This is a genomic window from Paenibacillus sp. FSL H8-0261 (assembly GCF_045040645.1).
Taxonomy (GTDB): Bacteria; Bacillota; Bacilli; order Paenibacillales; family Paenibacillaceae; genus Paenibacillus_AQ.
Window position 1 is genome coordinate 250002 of the sequence record NZ_CP150297.1, and the last position, 24823, is coordinate 274824.

Annotated in this window: 22 protein-coding genes; 7 read left to right on the top strand and 15 right to left on the bottom strand. The window is 43.1% G+C overall.

The features are described 5' to 3' along the window. Window positions 1-97 precede the first annotated feature (97 nt). Complete coding sequence (locus MHI27_RS01180) at window positions 98-1465, bottom strand: HAMP domain-containing sensor histidine kinase (RefSeq protein ID WP_341126966.1); 1368 nt, start codon at window positions 1463-1465, stop codon at window positions 98-100. Further along, window positions 1443-2183, bottom strand: a complete 741-nt coding sequence (locus tag MHI27_RS01185) for a response regulator transcription factor (protein ID WP_341126462.1) — start codon at window positions 2181-2183, stop codon at window positions 1443-1445. Before MHI27_RS01185 ends, MHI27_RS01180 begins: the two co-directional genes overlap by 23 nt. Window positions 2184-2341: 158 nt before the next feature. Between MHI27_RS01185 and MHI27_RS01190 the strand changes: the two genes are divergently transcribed. Continuing rightward, window positions 2342-3004 carry a hypothetical protein gene (locus MHI27_RS01190; RefSeq protein ID WP_341059037.1) on the top strand — a complete coding sequence of 221 codons (663 nt, stop codon included), beginning with the start codon at window positions 2342-2344 and terminating at the stop codon, window positions 3002-3004. Window positions 3005-3098: 94 nt separating this feature from the next. On the opposite strand, the gene MHI27_RS01195 is transcribed toward MHI27_RS01190, so the two are convergent. Next, a complete protein-coding gene (locus MHI27_RS01195) occupies window positions 3099-4037 on the bottom strand; it encodes a DMT family transporter (RefSeq protein WP_405175397.1) in 939 nt (312 codons plus the stop codon). A 140-nt stretch (window positions 4038-4177) separates the two neighbouring features. Here MHI27_RS01195 and MHI27_RS01200 point away from each other — a divergent pair, with 140 nt between their 5' ends. Further along, window positions 4178-5521 (top strand): PLP-dependent aminotransferase family protein, encoded by a 1344-nt coding sequence (locus tag MHI27_RS01200; RefSeq protein ID WP_405176679.1) that lies wholly within the window; start codon window positions 4178-4180, stop codon window positions 5519-5521. 86 nt (window positions 5522-5607) lie between these two features. Here the strand turns inward: MHI27_RS01200 and MHI27_RS01205 are convergent, their stop codons facing one another. From MHI27_RS01205 to MHI27_RS01235, 7 genes are all read right to left on the bottom strand, one after another. Beyond that, window positions 5608-6705 (bottom strand): polysaccharide deacetylase family protein, encoded by a 1098-nt coding sequence (locus MHI27_RS01205; protein ID WP_405175398.1) that lies wholly within the window; start codon window positions 6703-6705, stop codon window positions 5608-5610. Between the two features lie 21 nt (window positions 6706-6726). After that, window positions 6727-8073, bottom strand: coding sequence for a 6-phospho-beta-glucosidase (locus tag MHI27_RS01210; RefSeq protein WP_042184108.1), 1347 nt, complete (start codon window positions 8071-8073; stop codon window positions 6727-6729). Further along, window positions 8021-9034 (bottom strand): BadF/BadG/BcrA/BcrD ATPase family protein, encoded by a 1014-nt coding sequence (locus MHI27_RS01215; protein WP_339268219.1) that lies wholly within the window; start codon window positions 9032-9034, stop codon window positions 8021-8023. Before MHI27_RS01215 ends, MHI27_RS01210 begins: the two co-directional genes overlap by 53 nt. Window positions 9035-9064: 30 nt before the next feature. Next, window positions 9065-10054, bottom strand: coding sequence for a LacI family DNA-binding transcriptional regulator (locus tag MHI27_RS01220; RefSeq protein WP_042184112.1), 990 nt, complete (start codon window positions 10052-10054; stop codon window positions 9065-9067). Between the two features lie 133 nt (window positions 10055-10187). Continuing rightward, a complete protein-coding gene (locus tag MHI27_RS01225; RefSeq protein WP_341126458.1) occupies window positions 10188-11573 on the bottom strand; it encodes a sugar ABC transporter substrate-binding protein in 1386 nt (461 codons plus the stop codon). Between the two features lie 53 nt (window positions 11574-11626). Beyond that, on the bottom strand, window positions 11627-12505 hold the full coding sequence (locus MHI27_RS01230) for a carbohydrate ABC transporter permease (protein ID WP_042184115.1): 879 nt from the start codon (window positions 12503-12505) through the stop codon (window positions 11627-11629). Beyond that, complete coding sequence (locus tag MHI27_RS01235) at window positions 12502-13395, bottom strand: carbohydrate ABC transporter permease (protein WP_042184117.1); 894 nt, start codon at window positions 13393-13395, stop codon at window positions 12502-12504. Before MHI27_RS01235 ends, MHI27_RS01230 begins: the two co-directional genes overlap by 4 nt. Before the next feature lie 360 nt (window positions 13396-13755). Between MHI27_RS01235 and MHI27_RS01240 the strand changes: the two genes are divergently transcribed. Further along, entirely contained in the window at window positions 13756-14553 is a 798-nt protein-coding gene (locus tag MHI27_RS01240; protein ID WP_339799751.1) for a hypothetical protein, read from the top strand. Here the strand turns inward: MHI27_RS01240 and MHI27_RS01245 are convergent. The 3 genes from MHI27_RS01245 to MHI27_RS01255 form a co-directional block, all read right to left on the bottom strand. Then, a complete protein-coding gene (locus tag MHI27_RS01245) occupies window positions 14548-15897 on the bottom strand; it encodes a bifunctional folylpolyglutamate synthase/dihydrofolate synthase (protein WP_405175399.1) in 1350 nt (449 codons plus the stop codon). The genes MHI27_RS01240 and MHI27_RS01245 overlap by 6 nt on opposite strands. 14 nt (window positions 15898-15911) lie before the next feature. After that, on the bottom strand, window positions 15912-16958 hold the full coding sequence (locus MHI27_RS01250) for a hypothetical protein (protein ID WP_405175400.1): 1047 nt from the start codon (window positions 16956-16958) through the stop codon (window positions 15912-15914). A gap of 67 nt (window positions 16959-17025) precedes the next feature. Further along, entirely contained in the window at window positions 17026-17559 is a 534-nt protein-coding gene (locus tag MHI27_RS01255) for a hypothetical protein (RefSeq protein ID WP_405175401.1), read from the bottom strand. A gap of 404 nt (window positions 17560-17963) precedes the next feature. Between MHI27_RS01255 and MHI27_RS01260 the strand changes: the two genes are divergently transcribed. The 4 genes from MHI27_RS01260 to MHI27_RS01275 all read left to right on the top strand — a co-directional run bounded on the left by MHI27_RS01260 (window position 17964) and on the right by MHI27_RS01275 (window position 22310). Beyond that, window positions 17964-19346, top strand: a complete 1383-nt coding sequence (locus MHI27_RS01260) for an ABC transporter substrate-binding protein (protein ID WP_076286658.1) — start codon at window positions 17964-17966, stop codon at window positions 19344-19346. A gap of 156 nt (window positions 19347-19502) precedes the next feature. Beyond that, a complete protein-coding gene (locus tag MHI27_RS01265; protein ID WP_042184126.1) occupies window positions 19503-20345 on the top strand; it encodes a carbohydrate ABC transporter permease in 843 nt (280 codons plus the stop codon). Then, the gene (locus MHI27_RS01270) at window positions 20345-21178 is read left to right on the top strand and encodes a carbohydrate ABC transporter permease (protein ID WP_042184128.1); all 834 of its coding nucleotides are present in this window, start codon (window positions 20345-20347) and stop codon (window positions 21176-21178) included. The genes MHI27_RS01265 and MHI27_RS01270 overlap by 1 nt, the downstream gene beginning before the upstream one ends. Before the next feature lie 100 nt (window positions 21179-21278). Then, on the top strand, window positions 21279-22310 hold the full coding sequence (locus MHI27_RS01275; protein ID WP_042184130.1) for a LacI family DNA-binding transcriptional regulator: 1032 nt from the start codon (window positions 21279-21281) through the stop codon (window positions 22308-22310). Between the two features lie 164 nt (window positions 22311-22474). Here the strand turns inward: MHI27_RS01275 and MHI27_RS01280 are convergent, their stop codons facing one another. Continuing rightward, the gene (locus MHI27_RS01280; RefSeq protein WP_339244332.1) at window positions 22475-23587 is read right to left on the bottom strand and encodes an endospore germination permease; all 1113 of its coding nucleotides are present in this window, start codon (window positions 23585-23587) and stop codon (window positions 22475-22477) included. Window positions 23588-23608: 21 nt separating this feature from the next. After that, the gene (locus MHI27_RS01285; RefSeq protein ID WP_341059028.1) at window positions 23609-24814 is read right to left on the bottom strand and encodes a Ger(x)C family spore germination protein; all 1206 of its coding nucleotides are present in this window, start codon (window positions 24812-24814) and stop codon (window positions 23609-23611) included. Between the last annotated feature and the right edge of the window lie 9 nt (window positions 24815-24823).

Here is a 24823-nt window from a genome sequence, read left to right on the forward strand (position 1 = left end):
CAACATAGCTACCTTGTCGCCTTCTTTAACAATGAAAGAACTCAGTTAGAGGTGCTTAGGAGGATCGATTTTTGGTGTTCGCTCGACATAAAACTGTCTAGGTAGGGGAGAGTGTAGGGAATCCCATGGTGATCACTGCACCGCCATCCTTACGGTTCCCTGCCGAAATCAGACCTCCGGAGCGCTCAACGATCGCGCGGGATATGGCTAGTCCTAGCCCTGATTCGCCATCTTTTCCTTTTACAAATCGGTGGAACAGGTATGGAAGCAGGTCTTCTGATATGCCAGGGCCATCATCACTAACGGAGAGCAGAACCTGATCATCTTTAACCGAAGCATGAATGTAGATATGCTGGTTGGCATAACGAGTTGCATTGGAAACTACATTAAGCAGCGCCTGCAATAGCTTATCTCTATCGGCCCGGATCGTAAGTGGCTCACAGTCATCGTAGGATACATGTAGGGTCAGTCCCTTTTTCATCAAAAGGGGGTTCATGCGTTCAATTGTTTCTACGACTAAATCGTCCAGAGAAAGCTCGCTAGTTCTAAATATATCCTCCTCACTATCCAGCTTCGCAAGCAGGGTCATTTCAGTAACGAGTTTCTTCAGACGACTACTCTCACTCATAATAATATCCAGACCTTTATCGATCCCTTCCCCCTCGAAGATACCATCCTTAATCCCTTCAGCATACCCAGAGATAGACATTAGTGGGGTCTTTAATTCGTGTGAGGCATTCTGGAAAAATTGCTTCTGTACGTGGTTAAAACGATTCAATTCGCCAGCCATGTCATATACCGACTTAGCGACAGCGCCAATCTCTCCGCCAGCTTTGATTAGCTTAACGGCTGAAAAGTGGCGTTCCTTTACCTTTTTCAGCTCTTGCTGCAGCTTCATTAGAGGTTGGATTAGCTTTTTCGTGATAAACAGGCCAAATAGGAGCATGAATGCCCCTGCTGCACCGAAAACGATTAGAAGTCTTTTGAGCAGAGCTTGTTCAATTGTTGTAACTGCGCTCATAGGTGTAAGCAGAGTTAGCGTGCCTATCGGGGTGGACTTCACTTCCGTTATATATCTTGCATCTGTTCCATTCCAAATGTTCTGGAGGTCAGAGGTTTGGCCTGCTACAAATTGCGTATTGGAGTTTACTGCGATTGAACTCATGTTTGATGAGGTGGACAATACTCTGCCTTCCTCATCGCTAAGAATGGCCTCGACGCTTGCAGTACCTACAGTGGAGGGGATGATCGCAGGCAGCGCATGGACCTCAGTTTCGATGTTTCCCTTGTATGCGGCTCCCTGAACCATAGTAGCAGACATGGCAGAGCCGATGGTCCGTAATTCCGCCTTTTGTGTTCCTACAAAATGATTGAGCAGTACAAAGTGGATCACGACAGCGGTAATAGACAGGAGCAGTACCAATACGATGCTAAAAGCTATATTAATCTGATGTGCTAGCTTCATTGATCTCCATTCCCTCCTCAATACGCATACGATAACCATGTCCCCAAACGGCTTCAATCGGCAGCAGGTCTAGTTTTTTTCGCATTCGTTTAATTAAATGGTCCACGGCGCGGTCGCTCCCAAAATAGTCATCTCCCCAAACATAGGTTAACAGCTCATCTCTTGTAAATGCGCGGTTTGGAGAAGCTGCAAAAACTTTTAGAAGGGTGAATTCTTTGCTGGTGAGTTCAATCTCATTACCGTGCCAGAACACACGTCTTTCCTCCAATAATAACTGTAGGTGGCTAACCTCAATTTGCGTCGATAGGTGTGGGCTACTAATTGCGGGTTCCACGGGATTACTCATTTTATACCAGCGTTGTAACTGGCGTTTAATGCGAGCAACTAGCTCCCGGGGGCTAAATGGCTTGACCAGATAATCATCACTGCCAAGCTCTAAGCCTAATATTTTATCCACTTCATTATCTCTTGCGGAGATCATAATAATCGGTACCTCGGCTTCATTGCGAATCCGCCGACAAAACTCGTACCCGTCCATGCCAGGCAACATTACGTCGAGCACCCACATATCCGGTGGGCTTGTCTGCCATAAGGTCCATGCTTCCTCAGCGCTGCCAAGGCCGATCGTGCGGTAATTTTCTTTTTGTAAATAGGCTTCTACAAGATTACGTATATGCTGATCATCGTCTACTACGGCAATGAGATAGTTGGTATTCATTTCGTTACCTCCAGAGTATTCTTCTGCAATTATATCAATCCATAGGTGGGTATAGGGGTCTGCCATCGTTTTTCCACAAATTAACCAATGTTATGCCACACCCATTTTGTAAGCTTGGACTTGTAAGATCATTCAAATCGACGAGGAGTGTTGTATTTATGAATCAACAGATGATATTTAAAAAGTTAGCGTTGTCCGCCCTACTAGTGTCCGCAGTTGCCGCACCGACTGCAGTGAACGCAGCAAGTGGAGCTAACGATCAAAGTGCGAAGACAACAGTAGCAGCCGTGGTTACTCCAGCAAATAGTGGATCACTTTCTGCAAGCTTAATAAGCTTTGATTGGGTAGATCCCCTGGAACTGGCTAAAACATACGCACCTAATACTCTGGAAGACTGGAAGAAGACCTTGGATCAATATTATAAGGCTGCTGGATTTAGCATTACCGCAGTTTCTGAGCTTGTACCTTCTGAGCAGGCGGAGGGAGTTCAATTATCGAAAGAGATTGGATCAGCTGAAGCTCTGCCCGTGAGTTACATTGAAGCGGGTCGCAGCGTTGATATCCAATTACCTGAAGCTCAGAAGATGGAGAGTTTTGCCTCTACTTCAATTAAAGGTGTAGCTGCAATTGCGGCAGTAGAATCAACTGAAGCTACGATTTCAATTCAAGAACTTAGTGAGGCTGATAAAGCCTTCTTCAAAGCCCAAGAGGATCTGAATAGCGCGGCTAAAACCAAAGATTCCACTGTGATTAAGGAAGCTTTAACTAAACTATTGGATCAATATAAAGAAAAAATCAAGGCGTTAGAAACGTCGAAGTAACAGTGATAACCGCAGCTTGATACAGAATAGAGAGAATGAAAAGGTAAAAGCAAAAAGACACCTCGAGGGGTGTCTTTTTGTTACGTAAATGTATCTAGTCCAACCCAATCTCGCTTTTTGCTTGAACCCTTGCTCTTTTCCGCCAATTCACTCCGATTACCCCGGCAATGATCATCACCGTGCCGGTCCAATGATACCATTCCAACTGTTCATTCAGTAGGAGTACACCACCAAGAATAGAGACAACTGTCGAAAGACTGCCGAAGATACTCACGCGTGAAGCCTCCATTCGGGATAAAGCATAGTTGGAGAGGAAGGAGGTCACGAGGGAAGATAGCACACCGAGATAAATCATGGAGAATATGAATTTTGGCTCCTGAAAAGGTGTGAAATATTGATTCAAGGTTCCTGCCGAACCATGTTTAATGATCGACAATCCATTAAAAAATATAAATCCAAATAAAGTAATCATATAAGTGAGCTCTTTAGGACTCCAAGTTCGTGTCAGCTTTCGGGCCGTAACATTATAGCCGGCAAGGGATAGCGCTGAGATAAGGATGAGTAAGACGCCCCACAGACTAGAGGAAGAAATACTCACGCCCGGAATGGCAAAGATAAGAATGATGCCTGCAACCGAGATTAAGGTGGAGATCTTCTGGAATCCGCTCGTAGTTTCTTTCAAGAACATCGCTGCTAAAATGATGGTAAAGATGGGCATGGTCGCCTGAATAATGCCCGCTACAGCAGATGTTGTATGCAGAAGTCCAAAGGCTTGAAGTGTAAAGTACAACGATGGGTATAGTAGAGCGAGTGGGATTACCACTGCTGCCTTGGAAATACCAAACTTCACCCGCCCCCATCCTGGAAAAGTAAATAATGAAGCGGCAAGGAAAGATAACGTGAAGCGGTGAGCTAACGTATCGAATGGGTCCGAGACGGTTAAAGCCATTTTTACAAATATAAAAGAAAACCCGACAATAATAGCATTCAAGACAGCAGCTACTATCGCTTTTTGAGTAGAAGATGTATTCATCTATAAGACCTCCAAAGTGTTGCGCGCATTTAGGACCGGTCCTGTTATGCTCTTTATTCTAAGGCTAGAACAGCTATGCTACAATGTAATTATTGTTCATCTGTACCGGTACAAAATAGACTCGGAGGTAGGTGAAGGGCATATATAAGTATTCGGAGTTAATCAACGATCTGGAATTACAAATCGCTGAAGATACATATCGTGAGGGCGACAAGTTACCTTCTATTCGAGAGCTGGCGCTACGTTATGATTGCAATAAGAGCACGGTTATTCGAGCACTCCAAGACCTTCAGGACAAACATCTAATCTATGCCGCGTCAAAGAGTGGATATTATGTCATGAAACGCAGTGGGGAGCGAAAAGAAGAGGGCGCACACTGGATTGATTTTACAGCATCTGCACCGGACCCGGATATTTTTCCGTATCTAGATTTTCAACATTGTATTAATAAGGCGATCGATATGTACCGTAAGGATTTGTTTATCTATGGAACGCCGCAAGGGCTGCCGTCTCTGATCCGTGAAATGCAGCGGCAACTGGCCTCATATCAGGTATTTGCTGATTCCAAACAGATTTTCATCACCTCTGGTGTGCAGCAAGCACTTGGACTCTTAACCCGTATTCCTTTTCCAAATGGCAGGGAGCGTGTGTTGATTGAACAGCCGAGTTACCCACTGTTTATGGAGTATTTGAAGACGTACGACATCGAGACAGAGGGGATACAGCGTTCGGATGACGGGGTGGATTTGAATGAATTAGAGCGGTTATTTAAGACGGGCCAGTTCAAGTTCTTCTATACCGTACCACGGTTTCATAATCCGCTTGGCGTTTCCTATACCCGCAACCAGAAGAAGGCGATTGCCCAGCTTGCAGCTAAATACGATGTGTATATCGTTGAGGATGACTACATGGCAGATCTGGAGCAGGATACGAAGCAAGATCCGATTTATGCCTATGACAATACATCACACGTTATCTATTTAAAAAGCTTCTCCAAGATTATATTCCCAGGTCTGCGCGTTGGTGTGGCTGTACTTCCTGAGGTGCTCTGTGAGTCCTTTAACCGATTCAAAAGACTGATGGATATAGATAGTTCTATGCTGTCTCAAGCTGCCTTGGAGTTGTATTTAAAAAGTGGAATGTTCGAGCGCCACCGAAAAAAGATGCGTTCCTGCTACGGAAAAAGATCCATGCTCCTCCATGATTCGATTATGAGGGAGGCAAATGCAGCGTCTGAACAGCATTATGCCTATGTTCCTGCCAGTCAGCTAGGTGTGCATACGTATCTGAAATTGGAGGATAACTTTAGAGCAGAGCAGATGATCAAAAGGCTGCAAAAAAATTTCATTCGAGTGGAGATGGCGGATAGCGGTTACCTTCCCTATTTTGCGAAAAAAGAGAGAATTCTAAAGCTCAATGTATCTAGTGTAAAAGAGCCTGATATTTCTTCTGGCATTGCACAGGTGATTCGAGAAATACGATAAAATAGGTGCAATAGAAGCTACAGCAAACTTGAGGTGAATAAAAAAAGCCTGCTTAATTTAGCAGACTTAAGGAAATACATTATATCTTATTGATCTTCTACTATCTCTGACTGCCAGCCTAACTGTCTGCACATCTCGCTCATTTTACGAATATTGAGTCTGGCTTCAATCTTGGTTAGTCCCAATCTGATCGAAGTATCCGCAGCCCAGCGAAGTAAGTACACCAAGGTATCAGCCTGCGCTTCTTTAGCCGCATAATCTAATAATACAAGGGTATTGTCTATGACACCCGCGCGTACATATCCCCAATAGCTGCCATCAAATTGCCGTATGGTAAACAACTCGCGATCCTCTGTCACTCCAACCTCTTCTAGTGGACTCTCCAGATGCTCCAGCCACTCCTTTTCAGAAGTGAAATGCAGTGTATATTGCGGAATGTTCCACTCAGTTGTCTGGGTCGCGAGGTCGGCAAGCTGCTTACTATTTTCTAAAGGGATCCAATTTTCCAAGAGATGATCTAACTCTGCGGGAACGTCTACGACTATTTTCCAGGGTCTGTGGTTTACTTCTACGCCAATGGACCCAAGGATCTCAGGTACGCCGACACTTTCCAAGCCTCTTTGCTTGGCGATCCGAATAAGTGCTCTCAGTGCATCCGGTGAACCTTTTGCAACATCATTACTATGCATGACTACAATGGTTCCATTCTCAAGCGTAGGTTCAACTCTGGCAACGATCTCTTCAGCAGAAATACCAGACCAATCTCCGCAGTCAACGCCTTCAATATCTAGATAATCGCCCCATTCTGTCAGCCACTCGAGATTTTCTTCCCGGAATGAGCAATATGGAAAACGCATGAAATTGGGAGAAGGGAGACCGGTTGCGTCCTGATAGGCCAGCTCAGTCAGCTTCAATTGCTCTAAGAATACCGCCTTTGGCACTTGGGCCATTCGCCGATGATGGTACGTATGCGGAGCAAGCACATGACCACGGGACAGGATCAATCTCGCCTTCTCTGGATAGCGATCCATCCATTCCCCAGTGAAGAAAAAGGTGCCGACAGCACCTTCCTCCTCCAAAACATCAAGCCATAATTCAACGGGAAGCTGGGAAGGCCCATCATCAAATGTAAACGCGCAGATGGCTTGGTTCACATCGCCTTTCCAAACCGCTTTAGCTGACATATTGACGCCTCATCTCTATGGTTATTTAGTAAAAAAGTTCGGCAAGAACTCTTTATTGGCTTCCAGCATTTCATCCAGCATACGAACCGCCACATCTACAGATGGAACGAGTGGATGATGCACCATTGCCTGAAGGGCAAGCGCACGATCACCGGTCACAGCGGCATCAATGGCTAGCTGCTCGTAGGTTTTGACAGCATGAATAAGCCCTTTGGCCATCGGTGGAATCTTAGTCAGTGGTAGAGGTAGTGGTCCGTTCTTGGTGACAACACAGTTCACTTCAATGCTTGCATCATCTGGCAAAAAGTCCAGTATGCCACGGTTAGCAACATTCAAGGTCTGGATGTCGTTTGAACCGTTATAGAGCGATCTCATGAGATTAACTGCTGCTTCTGAATAGAAAGCACCACCGCGTTGTTCTAGCTGTTTCGGTTTCTCACTCAGCTCTAAGTTGGCGTATAGCTCAAATAGCTCTTCTTCTACGCGTTTGACGACTTCAGCACGGTTGATACCTTGCTTAAACGATTCCATCTGCTCTTCGAGCATGGCATCCGTCATATAGAAATATTTCAAATAGTAGGAAGGCACGGCGCGAAGAGATTTTAGGAATTCTGGATTCCACTCTCGGGCTGGCACGTTCTTGGCACTGTAGCCCTCTGTGAGCATATCATCCAGCTTATCTTCACCTTCAACGTCGATTCGAGTAATCCAGTGTAAGTGATTCAGACCAACGAATTCGGCATAAACACGGTCGGCAGCTACGTTATATTTGGCGGATACTTGTTTGATCAGACCGATAGGTGCATTACAGAGACCGATACTCTTTACTTTGGAGTATTTCAGAACAGCCTCAGTGACCATTCCTGCAGGATTGGTGAAATTGAGCAGCCATGCGTTAGGAGCCAGCTCTTCGATATCCCGGCATACATCCAGAATGACAGGGATCGTACGCAGTGCTTTCATCATTCCGCCAGGACCTGTCGTTTCTTGACCAATGACACCATATTTAAGAGGAATCGATTCATCACGTGCGCGGGCATCAAGCATACCGACACGCATCTGAGTGCTGACGAAGTCTGCACCTTCGATAGCCTTCCGGCGGTCTGTTGTAAGATGAACTTCAATCGGAAGCCCGGATTTCTCAACCATGCGTTTAGCGAGATTTCCAACGATATTCAGCTTGCGAAGTCCAGGTTCGATGTCTACGAGCCATAGTTCACGAACAGGAAGCTCCTTGTAATGAAGAATAAATCCCTCTACCAATTCGGGTGTATACGAAGAACCCCCACCGATAACTGCGATCTTTAATCCTTGATTAGTTGCCAAGATCAACCACTCCTGTCTTTTTTGTTTGTTGGATCGATTCATAATCTTGAAATTGTCGCATGGTCTCATACGCTTCATTACTAAGGGTCAAACCATCTTGATCCATCGCGGACCATACGGCACCTACTACAGGCTCTGTGGCAAGAGTCACCACAGTTGCTTGTGGAGCTGCGGCTTGTACAGCTTTCTCAATAGGTCCGCGAATCCAGCCGCGATCCCCACGGGTTAGCAGACTGCCCGCCAGAACCACATCGAAGGTGTCCTGCTCCATCCCAAGCTTGTGGATGACTGCGGCAGCGGACTTCCCTAACTCAACGCCTTGACGATTTAGTATCTCTAAGGCTACAGCATCTCCTTCAGCTGCTGCCTCGAAGAGCAATCGAGCAGCATGAACAGGGACCCTTTTCCAATGGTTGAGGAAATCATTAAACATATCTGCAACTTCCTCATAACCTAGCAAGTTGAGTAGAAGTCCGGTCAAGAGGGTAGGTTGCTCCCGTCCATCCCAAGCTCTTATGACAGAACGAAAGACTTCAATGTTGAGAGCACCGCCACCACCGAAGTCACCGTACATGTAGTCAAAGCCACCACACTGATAGTGCTCTCCTTGCGTGTTTCTGCCTGCCGAATTGGTGCCTGTGCCGCAGATTAGTGCAACTCCATAAGGGCGAGTCGTCCCTGCACGTAATCCGATCATGGTGTCACAGTTAATGGTGTAATTGATAAATCCGATCTCGCGAATCATTGGATGGAGAATGAGATAATCGGCCTCTCGGTCAGCACCGGCAAGCCCAAGATAGGTATGTTGGATGTCCTCCAATCGGAGTCCAGCCTCATCTAGTGCCCCGAATGTGGCCTCTCGAATGCTGTTGGCTGCCTCAAGTGCGCCTGTCTGGTGGTTGCCGTTACCGCTCCTGCCCTTACCGAGAACATTGCCATGTTCATCGCATAGCAGAGCATAGGTTTTGGTGCCTCCACCATCGATCCCCAAGTAGTAAGTCAATGGTTGTCACTCCTTGTTTATATGATTTAATTAATTGGAAGTAGTAGATTCCCGTACAATTAACTCTGGGTCAATCTTTACTCCAGCTCCGCGCTTCATCTTTCCAGAGATACGCTTTAAGAGCATTTCGGCAGCTGCTAATCCAATTTTGTCCGAAGGCTGACGGATCGTTGTTAAATATGGATGAAGCTGTGAAGCAATATAATGATCATCATAACCAATCACAGCTACTTGTTCGGGTACCCGAATGCCAGCTTCCATTAACGCGTTGATGACGCCAAGGGCGATATTGTCATCGCCAGCGAATACCGCAGTAGGTAATTGTCCTTCGTTCAGCCAACGCTTGCAGGTTTCGTATCCCATTCCAATTTCGAAATCACCATGTACAATCTCAAATGGAGTAAGACCTTTTTCCTCAAGCGCTTGTAGGAATCCGGCACGCCGCTCCCGCGTACTACGGAACATCTCCTGTCCACATAGATGAGCAATTGACGTATGACCAAGCGCTAACAGATGACTGGTAGCCATGTAGCCACCTTTGAAGTTATCAATTGTGATAGAGTAGGTGTCATTCTCGGGCTTTTGGTTATCAATCAGCACATAGGGGATGCCGCGCCGTTTTAATTCCACAATATAATTATCCTCTTCCATCGGAGAGAGTAGAAACAAACCGTCTACACGATCCTCCTGGATTAAATAATGACTATCATCCGATTCGATGCCTGCTGAGATGGAGATGGCCAAAAAATAACCATGCATCGCTAAGACTTCATTCAGCTCTTTGACCACTGCGTCAAAAAAAGAATCCTGCAGGGTCGTGACAATAATTCCGATAATTCCCGTCTTACCGCTTGCCAGACTGCGTGCCGCTGCATTAGGGCGATAATCCAGCTCTTTAATGGCCTCCAGCACCTTCTGGCGATTATTCTCGCGTACCGATTCGGCCCCATTTAAGACCCGAGATACGGTTACAACCGATAATCCTGATTTTTTGGCTACATCAAAAATACTCACTTTCATCTCTAGTTCTCCTCGCGGCAGATTTTCCGATCCTGTTTTCTACCTTTAGTATACAGGGTTGGCAGACTGTCCGCTAAACGTATGATTTCAAACAGGTATACCGTCCCTAAAGGGACGGTATATCTGCCAAATATTAACGATGAATGATCTCCGTAACTTTTTTCTGAATCGTCGTCATCACCTCTTCCACCGTCTTATGTCCAGTTTCTACTGGCTGCAATTCATTAATGAACATGTCATTAATTTGCGAGTAGTTGGTGATCAAATGGTTGTAGGATTCGAAGCCATAGTTCACAGCACCCTCGTAGACATTTTTGATATCTTGTGGATCGATGCCGTCAAAATGTTTATAGTAAGCTTCAGCAGCTTCGGTGTTGACTGGCGGGTTACCGCCACTAAGCTCAATGGATTTCTCCTGCACTTCGGTAGTGATCAAATATTTGATCCATTCCAAAGCTTCCTTCGGATGTTTGGAGTCCTTCAAGATCAGCAGCGGATCGACGTAAAGTGTGCTGCGGACCTTATCGTTGCCTCCCCATGGTACAGCGGCTACGCCGATTTTGAAGGGAAAGTCATTCGCACCTGCAAGGTTCCATGAGCCACCGATAGACATCCCGATTTTGCCTGCAACAAAGGGATCACCGTTCTGTCCGGCTACGCTTTTGCTCCACTCGGAGGAAGGAGAGACTTTATCTTTGAAGACGAGATCAAAGAGTTTGTTGTAGGCAGCAATCACTTCAGGGGAATCAAAATAAGTCTCGGAAGGCACGCCTCCATTAGTCCATGTATCCTCTGAATAAGGCTGCGCTCCAAAATATAATGGCCGCATATCGCGTTCAGACCAGGTGAAGTCTACGCCATATTGTGTTTTGGCAATATCATCGGAGACGAGAGTCATTTGTTTAGCCTGGTCGACCATCTTTTCAAACGTCCAGCTCTTATCTTCATAATCGCTTGTTGGGTAAGTCAGTTTGGCAGCATCAAACATGTCTTTGTTATAGAGCATCAAGGTGACATACATATTAACTGGGATACCATATGTGTGATCTTTAACCTTATAAATGTTCATCAGGTTCTCTGGGATGTTGTAATCGGCTGCCTTGAAACCATCCTCTTTTAAAAGGTCGGTCAAATCGAGCAGCATATCCTTGTTGTAGTATTCTGCGAAACCTCCATAACCCCAGTGACTTGTCACATCGGGTGATTTGCCACCGGCAATTAGCGTTTGCAGCTTGCTGTCGAACTGCTCATAAGGTGCTTTTTCCACTTTTACTTTAATGTTCGGGTGCTGCTTTTCGAAATCAGGAATTAATTTCTCAACAAAAGTCCGGTCTTCTGAATCTATTGTGTAATGGGTGATAGTTACCGTTTCTGCTTTGCCTCCTGAATTGGTCGAGCCACTATTTCCTTCAGATAGAGTGTTACCCGCCGATTTGCCGCCGCTACAGCCTGACAATGCCAGAACAACAAGCATGGTTGTTGCAAGTAAAAGCGCACTACTTTTCCTGTTCTTGTTCATTAGCTAAACCCTCCATGATTTCAAGTATATTTGGCCGCCCGGATGGCGGATTATTACTTAATCCCTGTAAGTACAATCCCTTCGACGAACTGTTTCTGTGCTACAGCAAACAGCGTAACGATAGGAACCATAGCTAGAACCGAAGCGACCATCAGCAAATGCCAAGGTGGAATGCGGAATCTCGATGAGGTGAGAGAAGCCATCCCGACGGGTAGCGTGAACTTCTCTGACGAGCTTAGGTAAAGCACCGGTGTAAGCAGATCGTTCCAGTTGTAGATAAAAGCAAAGATAGCTACAGTTGCAAGGGCGGGTTTGGAGAGTGGGAGTGCTATAGTAGCCCACATCCGTATTTCGCCGCATCCATCAATGCGTCCGGCATCAAATAGCTCTTCAGGCAACGTGGAGAAGAATTGGCGCAGCAGGAAAATGTTATAAGCTGAGCCGAAAAAAGCAGGCACAATCAAGGGTAGGAAGGTGTCGATCCAATTCATTTGCGAAAAGAGTACGAATTGCGGAATCATAATGGCTGGATAAGGCAACATCATTGTGCTCAACAATAGGATGAACCATATCTGATTTCCTCTACCTCTGAATCTGGCGAATCCATAGGCGACCAGCGCTGAAGAAATCAAGGTGCCTACAACGCTGAGACCGGCGATAATTAAACTATTTTTGTAAAGCGTACCGAACTGCAGGGTATCAAATATTTCTGTGTAATTGCTCCACTGCCAGCTCTCTGGAAGAAAGGTGGGTGGGAACTTCAGCATCTCACGTTTGGACTTAAGTGAAGTGGAGACCATGAAGAACAAAGGAAGCAGCATCAGAAATGTTGTAACTACTAAAGTAATAAAGCTAAAAATCTTAACAGGCTCCACTTTTCGACGGCGTTTGGTTCCTTTAGTCTGGGGGCTTAGCGCTCTGACTGTACTCATTTGCGTCCGCCTCCTTCGTAGTGAACATAACGGTTAGACAATTTCATAATTAGTGCGGTGCACAGCATAACTACGATGAGGAGCACCCATGCCAAGGCTGAGGAATAACCGGCACGATATTCTTTGAAAGCACTGGTGTAGAGATTATAGACATAGAACCAGGTAGAGTAATTTGGACCTCCTTGAGTCATAACAAAAGCTTGGGTAAAGACTTGGAAGGAATCGATCAGTCCCATAATTAGTTGAAAAAGCAGCACGGGAGAGATCATCGGTAAGGTAATGTTCAAGAAAATTCTGAAGCGTCCGGCACCGTCAAGGTTAGCGGCTTCGATCAAGCTAGCCGGTACGCCTTGCAGACCTGCGAGGAATAAAATCATTCCTGAGCCTGCTGTCCAGAAGGTCATGATGATCAAGGCATATAGTGCAGTGTCCGGGTTCATCAGCCAAGCCGGTCCATGAATACCGAACCAGGAAAGGATGTAATTGAAGAGCCCGATCTGCGGGTTGAAGATCCAGTACCATAGGAGGGACATGGCCACGCCGGATACCATGCTTGGAAAATACATGGCCGTTCGGAAAAAGCCGCGCAGGGGAATGGTCTGGTGAAGCAATAGCGCAAATCCAAGACCGAGAACAAGCTGGATAGGTACACCGATGAAGGTATATCTCAGTGTGACAACCACCGATTTCCAGAATAGGTCATTGTGAAACATCTCTGTGTAGTTAGCGAGCCCGATAAACTTAGGCGGGTGTATGATGTCATAATCAGTAAAGCTGAAGTAAAGCGATGATAAGATAGGATAAAGGGCGAATACTAGGAAGCCGATAATCCAAGGAGAAATGAACAGATACATGTAGAAAGTCTGCCGCCTGTTCTCGCGATTGATCATGACACACCAACCTCTCATTTTAAAGTATAAGCGCTTTAACTTTTGGTCGTGCTAATACTATTAATTAGCAATAATAATAGATACCTTGGTATTAAAGTTTAATCGCTTTAACTTTTTGGTTCGCTTGATAAGCTTATCATAGAGGATGATCACTAAATAATCAATACTTATTTTTAACTATAAAAGCGCTATCAGTCATTAAACATAACATTAACCCTGTTATTTTTTTGGGAAAGTCCCTAGAACAAGATTTCTAAGGTTTTTGTGATAGTAATTATAACATGTTAATGTTATTTTCGATTGATATTTCTCATGCTATGATTAGGTTTGGTCATATTTTGTTAGAAATGAGGAAACTGAATGACGACTAGACCTTACTTAAAAATGATCCAGCATTCTGTTACAACCTCAGGGATTACCTTTGAGGAAGTTACACCGAATTTCGTATATAGAGCTACGGATGGATTGAAATCATTTGTGATGGTAGACGCTGAGATCGGACTAAACAACAGTGCTTCTACGATCATTGCTATGAGTAAATCTCTAACTTATGACGTTTTGCATAAGGCGAATATCCCCGCGGTAGAACATATCTATTTGCCACATCCTGACTCCAAATTTAACAACTTGAATCCTTATTCATTGGCTGAACGTTATTTCCAAACGCTCAATGGGGTGGTAGTTATGAAGCAGGATAACGGGGCACAGGGAAACCATGTGTACAAAATTAATGAGATAGCGGATCTGCACGAAAAGCTGGATTTATTATTTTCTTTACAGCTTAATGGGGCAATAGGTCCCTATTATGAAGCGGAGATTGAGTATAGAATCGTAACTTTTAATCACCAGGCGCGTGTATTCCTTGGAAAAAAAAGAGTTCGCTCGTGGAAGCACAATTTGATTAACGGGGCTGTTGCTATTGAGGTTAGCGATCAGGCCAAACGAGCGGCGCTTGCGGCGCTTGCTTCCGAGACCTCTAAAGCGATGGGCCTTGATTTCTGCTCCGTGGATATTTTGGAGACAGACCAAGGCCTCAGGGTGATCGAAGTGAATCATAAGGTTATGCTAGATGAGTATTGTAAGCAGAATCCAAGTGAAGTGCCAGCTCTATCTGATCTTTATCAGGAAGTCATTCTTCAGCGCTTTGAGAAGCTATAAGCCGATATCGAGCAGCGATTGTCCGAATAATCTTTTGGCATTTCCGATAAAGGTTTGCGTGCCGACAATTACAATAATCTCGGAAGACGAGCGAGTTTGTATGTGCGTTAGAGCGTCCTCTAAATAGGGGAACTCGTAACTTTGTTCGATAAATCGGTTGGCAACATGGAGTGCATCTGTAGGAAAAGAAAGATGACTAATATCGGGCTTTGTGATGATTAATTGATCCGAGACCGAACTCATCACTTCGATAACCCCTGGGTAATCTTTATCTTTTGGGACACCGATAATTGAAGTTACAGCTCGGCTGCGGTCAGGATTCACCAGTTGAATAAGCTCAGCCAAATAGCGTGCCGATTCTTTATGAATTGCTCCGTCAATTATCGTTAATGGATCATGGAAGATCACTTCACAGCGACCCGGCCATTGCAATTGTGCAAAGCATTTGAGAACGAGTTCCCTATTCAGAGGACCACTTGTAATATCCTCACATAGTGCGACTGCAGTGGCTGCATTAAGAGCTTGAAATTGCCCCAATAACGGAATCGTTAAGGACGGGTAAACCGCTTGATTTGTCTGAACATTAAAAGTAGTTCCAACGGGTGTTATTGCAATAGAGTTAGCCCAGAACTGCTCCTCATAATACTGCACAGCGTTGGAAGTGAGGTTCGCTTTTATAGTCGCAAGTACGCTCGATTTCTGTTTGCTGATATAGACGTTAGTAGCCTTGTTTTTGACGATGCCCAGTTTATGTAGTGTAATGCTGTTCAGGTCAGGTCCCAAATTAGCTACATGTTCCTCCATAATCGGAGTAATGACAGCCCAATCATTCTTCAGGACATTCGTGTCATCAAACCTTCCGCCTCTTCCACATTCAATTACATTGAAATCGGTATGATTCTCCTTGAAGTACAACGTCGCAATCGCCAGACCCACCCCAACAGGACCTTGATACTCATCAGCGGCAAGCTGATCTTCAATCGTTTGAAATCCCTCGCGAACCACATTTCCTAATCGTATAAAATCCTCTGTGGATATGGCCCGCCCGTCAATCCGTATTCTTTCGTTGAAATCAACCAGATGAGGGGAGGTAAACAAGCCCACTTTATAGCCTAGGTGACTTAACAAAGAAGAGATAAACCTTGAGGTGGAGCCCTTACCTTTACTGCCTGTGACTAGTATGTATTGTTGATCTCGATCCGGATTTCCGACTAGTTCCAGCAATGCTCTGGTTAATTCCGGTCGTCTAACTTGTCCATCCAAAGTTTCTGTGATGTTGTTAATGGCTCTTAGATAAGAGCTGTAGATCATATCTTCTACCTGGGCTTGTGAAGTGAATTCCACGATCATCGCTCCATTTAGTTAATTTTTGCTCGTTCTTCAGATAGTGTCGTGTAGATGATTATCGGAAGTAGTATCAGAGAAATAGCAACGGTCAGAGCGATGCTCCAGTTCAAATCCTTATACAGCTGTACTACTGTAAACAATAGAGCAATTACAGGCAAGACCAGCTTATTTAAGTGTTTTAAGAATAGGGAGTTCATACTTCTCTTTACGGTAACCGATGTGCCGATACTGGGGATTTCTAGTTCATTTCGTGACAAAGCGGTGATTCCGATAAATAAGTGGCTGTCGTTAAATTTGAGCTGATCATCCTCCTCATTTAGCTTGATCAACTGGGCAATATGCTCAGTATCTATATCTAAGATGGGGACGGTGATTTCTTTGTTGTTATAGGTGATGACGATTTTGTCGGTCTCTTCCATACCCAGCAGCTTTCTAACATTGGGGTGAATTCGGCATAGATTTTGGTGCTCATCAAAAGGGTAGGGATGTCCTACTCTTAGCGTAAGCTCTCTTTTGCCAATAAAAAGATTTCCTAATGCGGTTAAGGGCCGTTTGATTCCCGAATGTATAAGTTTATGTATGCCTGGCTTGGACTGAGGACTTGTTCTTGCACGGGTAATAATTAGTTGATCCTCCTCAGTGGCATGAGTCTCAAGTAACAACATGATATATCTGTTGAAATATAGTGCATTCGGCTTGGCTGTGTCATCCTCTTTTAACGTTAAGTTTACCCGAAAGCCATTCTTAGGATTAATCAGCTCTACATGGTTCGAATATTTGCGGACGAGCGTTGGACAAGCTTTGACATAAGGTTTGGCAATCTCGTCCACTTTAGGAATTCCCCGAAGGATCGTGTTGTACTCAGGTTTAGTAATGGTTAATCCTGTTATGGGGCAATCTCCTAGCTTGTCCTTTGCTCTTTTAGATAATTGAATACTGCCTCTAGGGATATCACTTTTAGATAAAAGCAAACAGCTAACCTGAGCATCATTCTCTGCTTTAAGCTCGACAAAGATATGGTGGACTAAGCCTAATTCAGCCAGCTCATCGGGGTTCATCGTGAGTTCTTCCCGGGCAGTATAGCTTTGTTTGTCCAATAGGGTGAAGGTCTGCTCGATATTTATGTTAGGCACCTCCCAATTGATTGATGATTTGTTCGAGGGAATGAATGGTTTTTTGGAATAAATCAAATGATTTCGGGTTACGATAATTTCGATTAATTTCAATTTGAATACTTTGAACTAACAGCTCTTTGGCGGAATACGATGTGACCGTTCCCGGATGAGATGCAGAAAATGTATGGTTTTGATGAACATTGGTAATACCATTATTGAAAAAAATACGTACGACTTCATTTATATTATTTTCTTGTATGGAAGTTCCGTGTAATGTACCTAAATCAATATCAAATTCCCTATCCTTAGAGGCACCATGCAAGTCTATAACAAAGTTAATTTGATGTTCTTTGACAATTGTTCCAAGTGCAGCTTTATATTCTCCGCCAAGGATGTAATTGGGGTCTTCTTTGGAGAAGCTATTGGAATAGATACAGTAGCAACTGGTGAGTTTTTGTAATAGCAGCGCAAGAGAGCCTGTATACATATCTGCAGGTTTTACAGCATGTTCTCTATAGTGGTTAATGGCATGCGGAGCAGACACAAGGACAGGAAGAGTACCTTCTACAATGGAGTAAGAGGGCTCTACCCCGATATCGCCAAAATAATTATTATTAGAGAATTGTAACTCATACTTTTCGATCAGAGATAAGATATGCCATCACCTATTCATAGTTATTTTAAAAAATATAAGAAAGTCGAAGGCGTTTATACTTGTCTATTATAACGTTTGAAGATTTGTAATGGCGAGTTTCTGCAATAAAATGGTTATTGAAATGTTCCAAACGGTGTGCTAATATTTCAATTGAAAACGTTACCGATAAGGATACCGGAAAAAAGGCGGAGAATATTTAAGTGAAATGAAAACGCTGACATTATTCTCGGTGAGCAAGCTCGGAGACGTCTTTAAGAGAGGTAATTTAATAAAAAGTTCGAGGGGGAAGAAAAATGAAGAATATTAAAAAATATCTAGGGCTCATGTTGGTAATGTCTATGGTTGTAGTCTTGGCAGCAGGGTGTGGGAATAAAGAGAACAATACAGCAACCAATGGTGGAAACGCTTCATCTGGTAAAAATGGATCGGTTTACTTTTTAAACTTCAAGCCTGAAATTGCAGAGATATATGAAAAAATCGCTAAGGATTACGAAGCGGAGACAGGCGTTAAAGTAAAAGTCGTAACAGCTGCAGCAGGTACGTACGAAACCAAATTGAAATCCGAAATTTCTAAGTCCGATGCACCTACGATCTTCCAAATTAATGGACCTGTTGGTTTCCAAGCTTGGAAAGATTACACCTTGGATTTGAAAGATACTAAGCTATACAGCTACTTGTCCGACAAAAGCTTGGCTGTAACTGAAGGCGAAGGCGTGTATGGTATCCCTTACGTAGTTGAAGGATACGGTATTATCTACAACGACGCCATTATGAAGAAATACTTTGCTTTAGCTGACAAAGCTGTTTCGATCTCTTCTACAACTGAAATCAATAATTTCGAGACTTTGAAAGCAGTAGTAGAAGATATGACCGCTAAAAAAGATCAACTGGGTATCAAAGGCGTATTCGCCTCGACTTCCCTCGCTGCGGGTGAACAATGGAGATGGCAGACTCACTTGGCTAACTTGCCGCTGTACTATGAATTCAAAGACAACACTGAGTTTGATAACACAGTTCTTGCCGGTCTAGCTTCTAAGGAAGTTGAATTCAAATATAACGATAAATTCAAAAACATCTTTGATCTTTACATCAAAAACTCTGTGACTAAAGAATCCCTTCTGGGTAGTAAATCTGTAGCGGACTCCATGGCTGAATTCGCACTGGGTAACGCAGCAATGGTTCAAAACGGTAACTGGGCTTGGTCACAAATCAATGATGTAGATGGTAACGTAGTTAAAGCTGAGGACATCAAATTCTTGCCTATCTACACAGGTATGGAAGGCGAAGAAAAACAAGGTCTGGCTGTAGGTACAGAAAACTATTTGGCAATCAACAGCAAAGCCTCTGCTGAGAACCAACAAGCTTCTATCGCATTTTTGGAATGGTTGTTCTCCAGTGAAAAAGGTAAAGCTTATGTAACGAACGACTTAGGTTTTATCGCTCCATTCAACACGTTTGAAGACAGCGAAAAACCAGCAGATCCACTTGCTAAAGAAGTATCCGCTTGGATGGAAAAAGATCTGACTTCCGTAGCTTGGACATTTGCGGCATTCCCAAGTGAAGAGTTCAAAAATGTCTTTGGTGATGCGCTCTTGCAATATGCTCAAGGCAATAAAACCTGGGATGAAGTTGTAACCATCTTTAAGGACACTTGGAAGGCTGAAAAGGCAAAATAATAAATGCATGGAAAAATGATTGAATAACTCTCAGTTGTTATAAAGATAAAAGCTTAGTGCCACTGGATTCCCTTTGGAATTTCAGTGGCACTAAGCAACAATTCGAGTGAATTCATCTGTTTCATCATTTTCCATCCTGAGATAGGAGAAGACTCCATGGAAAAATCGATAAGAAAATATTTTGCTCTTTTTGCATTACCGACCATAATAGCCTTTGGGATCGCATTTGTTGTACCTTTTCTGCTAGGTATATATTTATCCTTTACAGAGTTTACTACCGTTAATGATGCAAAATGGATAGGGTTTGGCAATTACATTAAAGCATTTTCAAATCAAGAATTTCTAAATGCACTAGGCTTTACTGTTAAGTTTACAGTTCTATCTGTTCTTACGATTAATGTATTCGCCTTCATACTGGCGATGTTGTTAACTAGAAAGCTAAAAGGGACTAACGTATTTAGAACTATTTTTTTCATGCCTAACTTGATAGGCGGTATCGTATTAGGGTATATCTGGCAGCTGATCTTTAATGGGATTCTGTATAAATTTGGAGTTACTTTGACCTCTGACGCAACTTATGGATTTTGGGGATTAATCATCCTTATGAATTGGCAATTGATAGGTTACATGATGATTATCTATGTTGCAGGTATTCAAAATGTGCCTAAGGATATAGTAGAAGCCGCAAGAATTGATGGAGCTTCACGTTCAAAGATTTTACGTAATGTGACGATTCCACTCGTAATGCCATCCATTACCATTTGTTTATTCTTAACGTTATCGAATTCATTCAAATTGTTTGACCAAAACCTAGCGTTGACCGCTGGTGCTCCTTCTAAGCAGACCTCGATGTTAGCACTGGATATCTACAATACCTTCTACGGAAAAACAGGATGGGAAGGTGTTGGTCAAGCGAAAGCCGTCGTATTCTTTGCACTGGTAGCCTTAATCGCCTTAGTACAACTTGTCATTACTAGAAGAAAGGAGGTTGAGAACTAATGCAACAGACTAGAGCAAAAGACTATTCCATATTCACTATTTTGTTGGTCTTGGCCATTGCGTTCTTATCTCCGATCTTTATTGTTCTGATGAACTCCTTTAAAGGTAAGTTCTACATTAGTGATACACCTTTCTTATTCCCTAATGGAACTACTTTTGTTGGTTTGAAGAACTATACTAGCGGTATAGCGAAGATTGATTTCTTCAGTGCTTTTGGAATGTCCTTGTTTATCACGGTGTGTTCGGTTGCTGTAATCGTGTTATTCACTTCCATGACCGCATGGTATATTACTCGGGTGAAATCAAAATTCACGAACTTGATGTATTACGCATTTGTGTTCTCGATGATCGTACCGTTCCAAATGGTTATGTTCACAATGACTAAGACAGCCAATGTACTGCATCTCGACAATCCGATTGGGATAATCTTGATCTATCTGGGATTTGGATCAGGGCTATCGGTATTTATGTTTAGTGGATTTGTGAAGTCCATCCCACTGGAGGTTGAAGAGGCGGTTATGATTGATGGATGTAATCCACCGCAGGCGTTCTTTAAAGTGGTATTGCCCATCCTTAAGCCTATAGCTGTAACCGTAGCGATCCTTAATGTAATGTGGGTATGGAATGACTTCCTGTTGCCCGACCTACTGATCGGTACTGAATACAAAACCATTCCTATTGCGATACAGTACCTAAAAGGTGGATACGGATCGATTGATATGGGAGCTATGATGGCGATGCTAGTTCTAGCTATTGTACCCATCATCATTTTCTACCTCACCTGCCAAAAATATATTATCGAAGGTGTCGTTGCAGGAGCCGTTAAGGGTTAAATAGAATATGTATGTAGAAGCGAGTAGGGTGCTTTTCTTGTGGAGTCTTCTCTTCAAGAATCCCCTACTTTCTTATTTAACGTGTAAAGGAAAGGTAGAAATGGAGAGATTGACTATCATAGATATCGCCAAATTATGTGGGGTTGGCGTGACTACAGTATCTAGAGCTATAAATAATCATCCGGATATTAATGAAGAAACAAAAGCGATGGTTATGAAGGTCATCAAAGAAAACCATTATGTACCGAATAACAGTGCCAGAAATTTAAAACGTTCCGATTCGAAAACGATTGCAGTATTGATCAAAGGGATATCAAATCCATTTTTCAGCCCGATGATTAAAGTATTTGAAAAAGAGATCCAGCGAAAGAAGTACTCCTTTATCCTACAGCGAGTCGATGAGAATCAAGATGAGATCGAAGTGGCAATTGAGCTGGAGAAAGAAAAGCGCCTGAAGGGAATTGTGTTCCTGGGGGGATTATTCTCACACTCTCAAGAAAAATTACAGCAATTGACGGTTCCATTTGTCCTCAGCACGATTGGGATGACGGAAGAGTTTGATCTAAGTAACTATTCCTCCGTATCTGTAGATGACTTTAATGAGAGCTATAAAATTGTAGACTATTTATGTAATCTGGGACATGAAAAAATAGCAGTTATTACCGCGCCTGAAGATGATGTGAGTATCGGTAAATTAAGATATGAAGGATATAAAAAGGCTCTTTCTGATCATGGAATAGCTTATAATGAACGGCTAGTACGGCGGATGAAAGAGAATATTGACAGCTATAGTATGGAAAATGGATATGCGGTTACAAAAGAGTTGCTAGAGTCAGGGGAAGAGTTTACTGCTATTTTCACCTTGTCAGATAGTATGGCCATCGGTGCTTGTAAAGCCATATTTGAAGCAGGCAAGCGAGTTCCTGAAGATTACTCTGTGGCAGGTTATGACGGACTGGATATTTCCTTCTATTATAATCCTTCTATTACTACCATCAAACAGCCAGTAGTAGAAATTGCGGAAGCGTCGATTAAGATTTTGTTTGATCTCATTAATAAGAAGGTAAATCATGCGCATCAGATTTTCCCTGCAGAATTAATCGTTAGAGAATCTACGAGATCTATATTGTAGTTTCAAAAAGTTCATATGTTTAAGCTTATTTACGAATCGGGGTGGGGAGATAGAACCGCAAGAGATTAAACTTAATGATATCAGCAGCATCACACGGTTTCTCACCGCATTCGGTGACCCTACTCGGATTCGGATTGTTATTAGGTAAAAAAGGCCGCTCCTATTTAATTCCGAAATTTCAAGTCTTTGCTCAGTGCACTTCGAAACATCCCCACACTTAACAATACCAAGGGTAGAAATAACCCGAAGGTTATAATGTAGTACACCCAATAATTATCAAACACCGCGTTGTAATAGGTGTAATTCGGAGCAATGAGAGGTGCTAGTGCGATTAGGATCATCCCAGTAGGCAGAGTTAGCACCCGAAAATCTTTTAAGTTTAATAATTGGGATAACCCTAGGACGAAAGCATAGAAGTATAATGTTACTTCTATAAACAAGGTTAACATCCACATTAGAGCTATCATGGCTTCAACCCGCTCAAAGATCCCACCAACCGATATGCGTCTTGCTATGTTATAACTGGGATATATATCTCTGGTCGTTAAATCCGGACCTAGTACTAATACGGAAACAGTGACTGTCAGGAAGATGATAATCCCACCTAGGAAACAGCCCTGTAATAAGGCTTTTGTTATTTTTTTTTGTTGATTTACATAAGGGAGGAACATTAGAAAGACAACGGGTTCTAAGAAGGTGTAAGCCGAAATGGAGATGGACCCTCTTAGCACTGGCTTTATTCCGTCCTCCAATATGGGCAGCATTCTGACTATTTCCATCTGAGGAATAATGGCGACCGTTAGGATTAGAAATAGGATTATAACCATGGGAGTAAAGATCTCACCCGTTCGTCCGATAACCTCAATACCGAGTCGTGTTGCCATAATGACAATCAGTATAAATAAGATTAGAATGGCCGGAATGGGGGTTCCGGGTAACATTTCCGAGGTCACGAAATCAGCGACTTCCCGCATACTTCCTACGGTAACAATGAGAAAATACATTAAGGTCAAAAGAGATATAATAGTCCCTATCCATTTTCCAAAAACCTTTTGAATCACTTGGATAAGCGTTAGGTTGGGGTATAACTTTGCGAATTTGCTGTACAAAAAAATGGCTAGTAAACCTACGATCATTCCAATTAAGGAGGAAATCCAGGCATTTTGTTTGGCGTAGTGTGTAGTGGAAGGGGGGATTACAAGAATGGAATCCCCAATGGTAAGAAGCATAACAAGAATGGTAAGTTGACGAATACTTATTTTACCCTTTTCGAGCATGGCTTTGTTCCCTCCAATTTATCACTTCGTCTCTTCCAAGAAAGAGTTAGTTACTTTCCCTAACTGGCGAATCTCTATGTTCATCTTTACGTTTACTGGTAAGTTAACAAAGGTTTGATCCCAATTATCCTTCAGTTTTTTCCACGCCTGTGGGTTAGAGCGATGGATGACCTCGCCAAATCCAAAAATATCGGATTTGTATTCTTGTTGTACTTTTTTAATCGTAGTCTGGAATAAATGCTCTACTTTCACGTTAGCGATTTGTTCTAATTCGGTGATGGTCTTTGGATTGGTGAGGTCTAGATTTCTACATTGAACTTCTCCTAAATCTGTTTCTATATGTTGCTCGATACTGATTTCTGGGTTGTTGCCATTCATGCTGCCTTTTACTTTTGATTCGGCCTTAAATATATCAAGAGATATCTTTTTATCTTTATCTTGGGGACAATTAATGAAGGAAATCGTACTCTTTACCTTATTCGTTAAATAGTTATACACTTTTGATTCCTCTTGGTTTAGCCAACCGATCAATTTGTCCTCTTTGAATACGGCCAATCCAGAGTATTTCAATTCTGTTGGAGAATCTACGGTTTCTACATTCTTAGGAGTTTCTCCTGCATCTACATTTCCATTGATGACAACCCCTGTTAAGACTGGATTCTTACCCCTACTTACAAGTTCTGTAATCAGTGTTCCTAATGTCACAGTAGATGTAGGTGCCCATTTTTTCTCCGATGTTTCCAAGCTGGAAAACAATCGCACAGCAGGAATCTTTTCGAGGCTAGTTAATATTTTCAAAGTATCTTCTGCCCGTGCATCCTTTGCCACCACAATAAAGTAATCATTTCGCGCTTCGGTATCTCTTGACATGAAATCAAGAACGTCATTGATTCCCTCTTTAGCCAGAGCCTCGCTAAGGACTAAGATCCGCAGATGAGAGATGTAAATTTTACGTGGACTAATGGTTGTGATCTTCCTAAGCGCTTCATATACAGTATTTCCTGTCTCTTTGTAAAGGTTAACGGGTGATTGAGGACTTCCCCCTTTTGAGCCAGCGATTTGACTGGGTAAAACCACTTGTGCAGAAACTTGATATTGATCTCCGATCTTATCGATGCCGATCCCTACGGCAATCGCGAGATCATTCATTTCCTGTCGACTCCAGCAACCAGTTAACCCAATTTGTATGAGAACAAGAAGACAAAGTAGAAGTGATCTTCGTTTCATGGTGTATTC

Bases quoted from the DNA above. Each gene is read 5' to 3' on its own strand.
- MHI27_RS01235 (WP_042184117.1), bottom strand. From the start codon at position 13,395: ATGATCAATCGCGAGAACAGGCGGCAGACTTTCTACATGTATCTGTTC.
- MHI27_RS01185 (WP_341126462.1), bottom strand. From the start codon at position 2,183: ATGAATACCAACTATCTCATTGCCGTAGTAGACGATGATCAGCATATA.
- MHI27_RS01230 (WP_042184115.1), bottom strand. From the start codon at position 12,505: ATGAGTACAGTCAGAGCGCTAAGCCCCCAGACTAAAGGAACCAAACGC.
- MHI27_RS01220 (WP_042184112.1), bottom strand. From the start codon at position 10,054: ATGAAAGTGAGTATTTTTGATGTAGCCAAAAAATCAGGATTATCGGTT.
- MHI27_RS01180 (WP_341126966.1), bottom strand. From the start codon at position 1,465: ATGAAGCTAGCACATCAGATTAATATAGCTTTTAGCATCGTATTGGTA.
- MHI27_RS01195 (WP_405175397.1), bottom strand. From the start codon at position 4,037: ATGAATACATCTTCTACTCAAAAAGCGATAGTAGCTGCTGTCTTGAAT.
- MHI27_RS01265 (WP_042184126.1), top strand. From the start codon at position 19,503: ATGGAAAAATCGATAAGAAAATATTTTGCTCTTTTTGCATTACCGACC.
- MHI27_RS01250 (WP_405175400.1), bottom strand. From the start codon at position 16,958: ATGAACCCCGATGAGCTGGCTGAATTAGGCTTAGTCCACCATATCTTT.
- MHI27_RS01285 (WP_341059028.1), bottom strand. From the start codon at position 24,814: ATGAAACGAAGATCACTTCTACTTTGTCTTCTTGTTCTCATACAAATT.
- MHI27_RS01205 (WP_405175398.1), bottom strand. From the start codon at position 6,705: ATGTCAGCTAAAGCGGTTTGGAAAGGCGATGTGAACCAAGCCATCTGC.
- MHI27_RS01275 (WP_042184130.1), top strand. From the start codon at position 21,279: ATGGAGAGATTGACTATCATAGATATCGCCAAATTATGTGGGGTTGGC.
- MHI27_RS01190 (WP_341059037.1), top strand. From the start codon at position 2,342: ATGAATCAACAGATGATATTTAAAAAGTTAGCGTTGTCCGCCCTACTA.
- MHI27_RS01260 (WP_076286658.1), top strand. From the start codon at position 17,964: ATGAAGAATATTAAAAAATATCTAGGGCTCATGTTGGTAATGTCTATG.
- MHI27_RS01225 (WP_341126458.1), bottom strand. From the start codon at position 11,573: ATGAACAAGAACAGGAAAAGTAGTGCGCTTTTACTTGCAACAACCATG.
- MHI27_RS01280 (WP_339244332.1), bottom strand. From the start codon at position 23,587: ATGCTCGAAAAGGGTAAAATAAGTATTCGTCAACTTACCATTCTTGTT.
- MHI27_RS01270 (WP_042184128.1), top strand. From the start codon at position 20,345: ATGCAACAGACTAGAGCAAAAGACTATTCCATATTCACTATTTTGTTG.
- MHI27_RS01240 (WP_339799751.1), top strand. From the start codon at position 13,756: ATGACGACTAGACCTTACTTAAAAATGATCCAGCATTCTGTTACAACC.
- MHI27_RS01210 (WP_042184108.1), bottom strand. From the start codon at position 8,073: ATGAATCGATCCAACAAACAAAAAAGACAGGAGTGGTTGATCTTGGCA.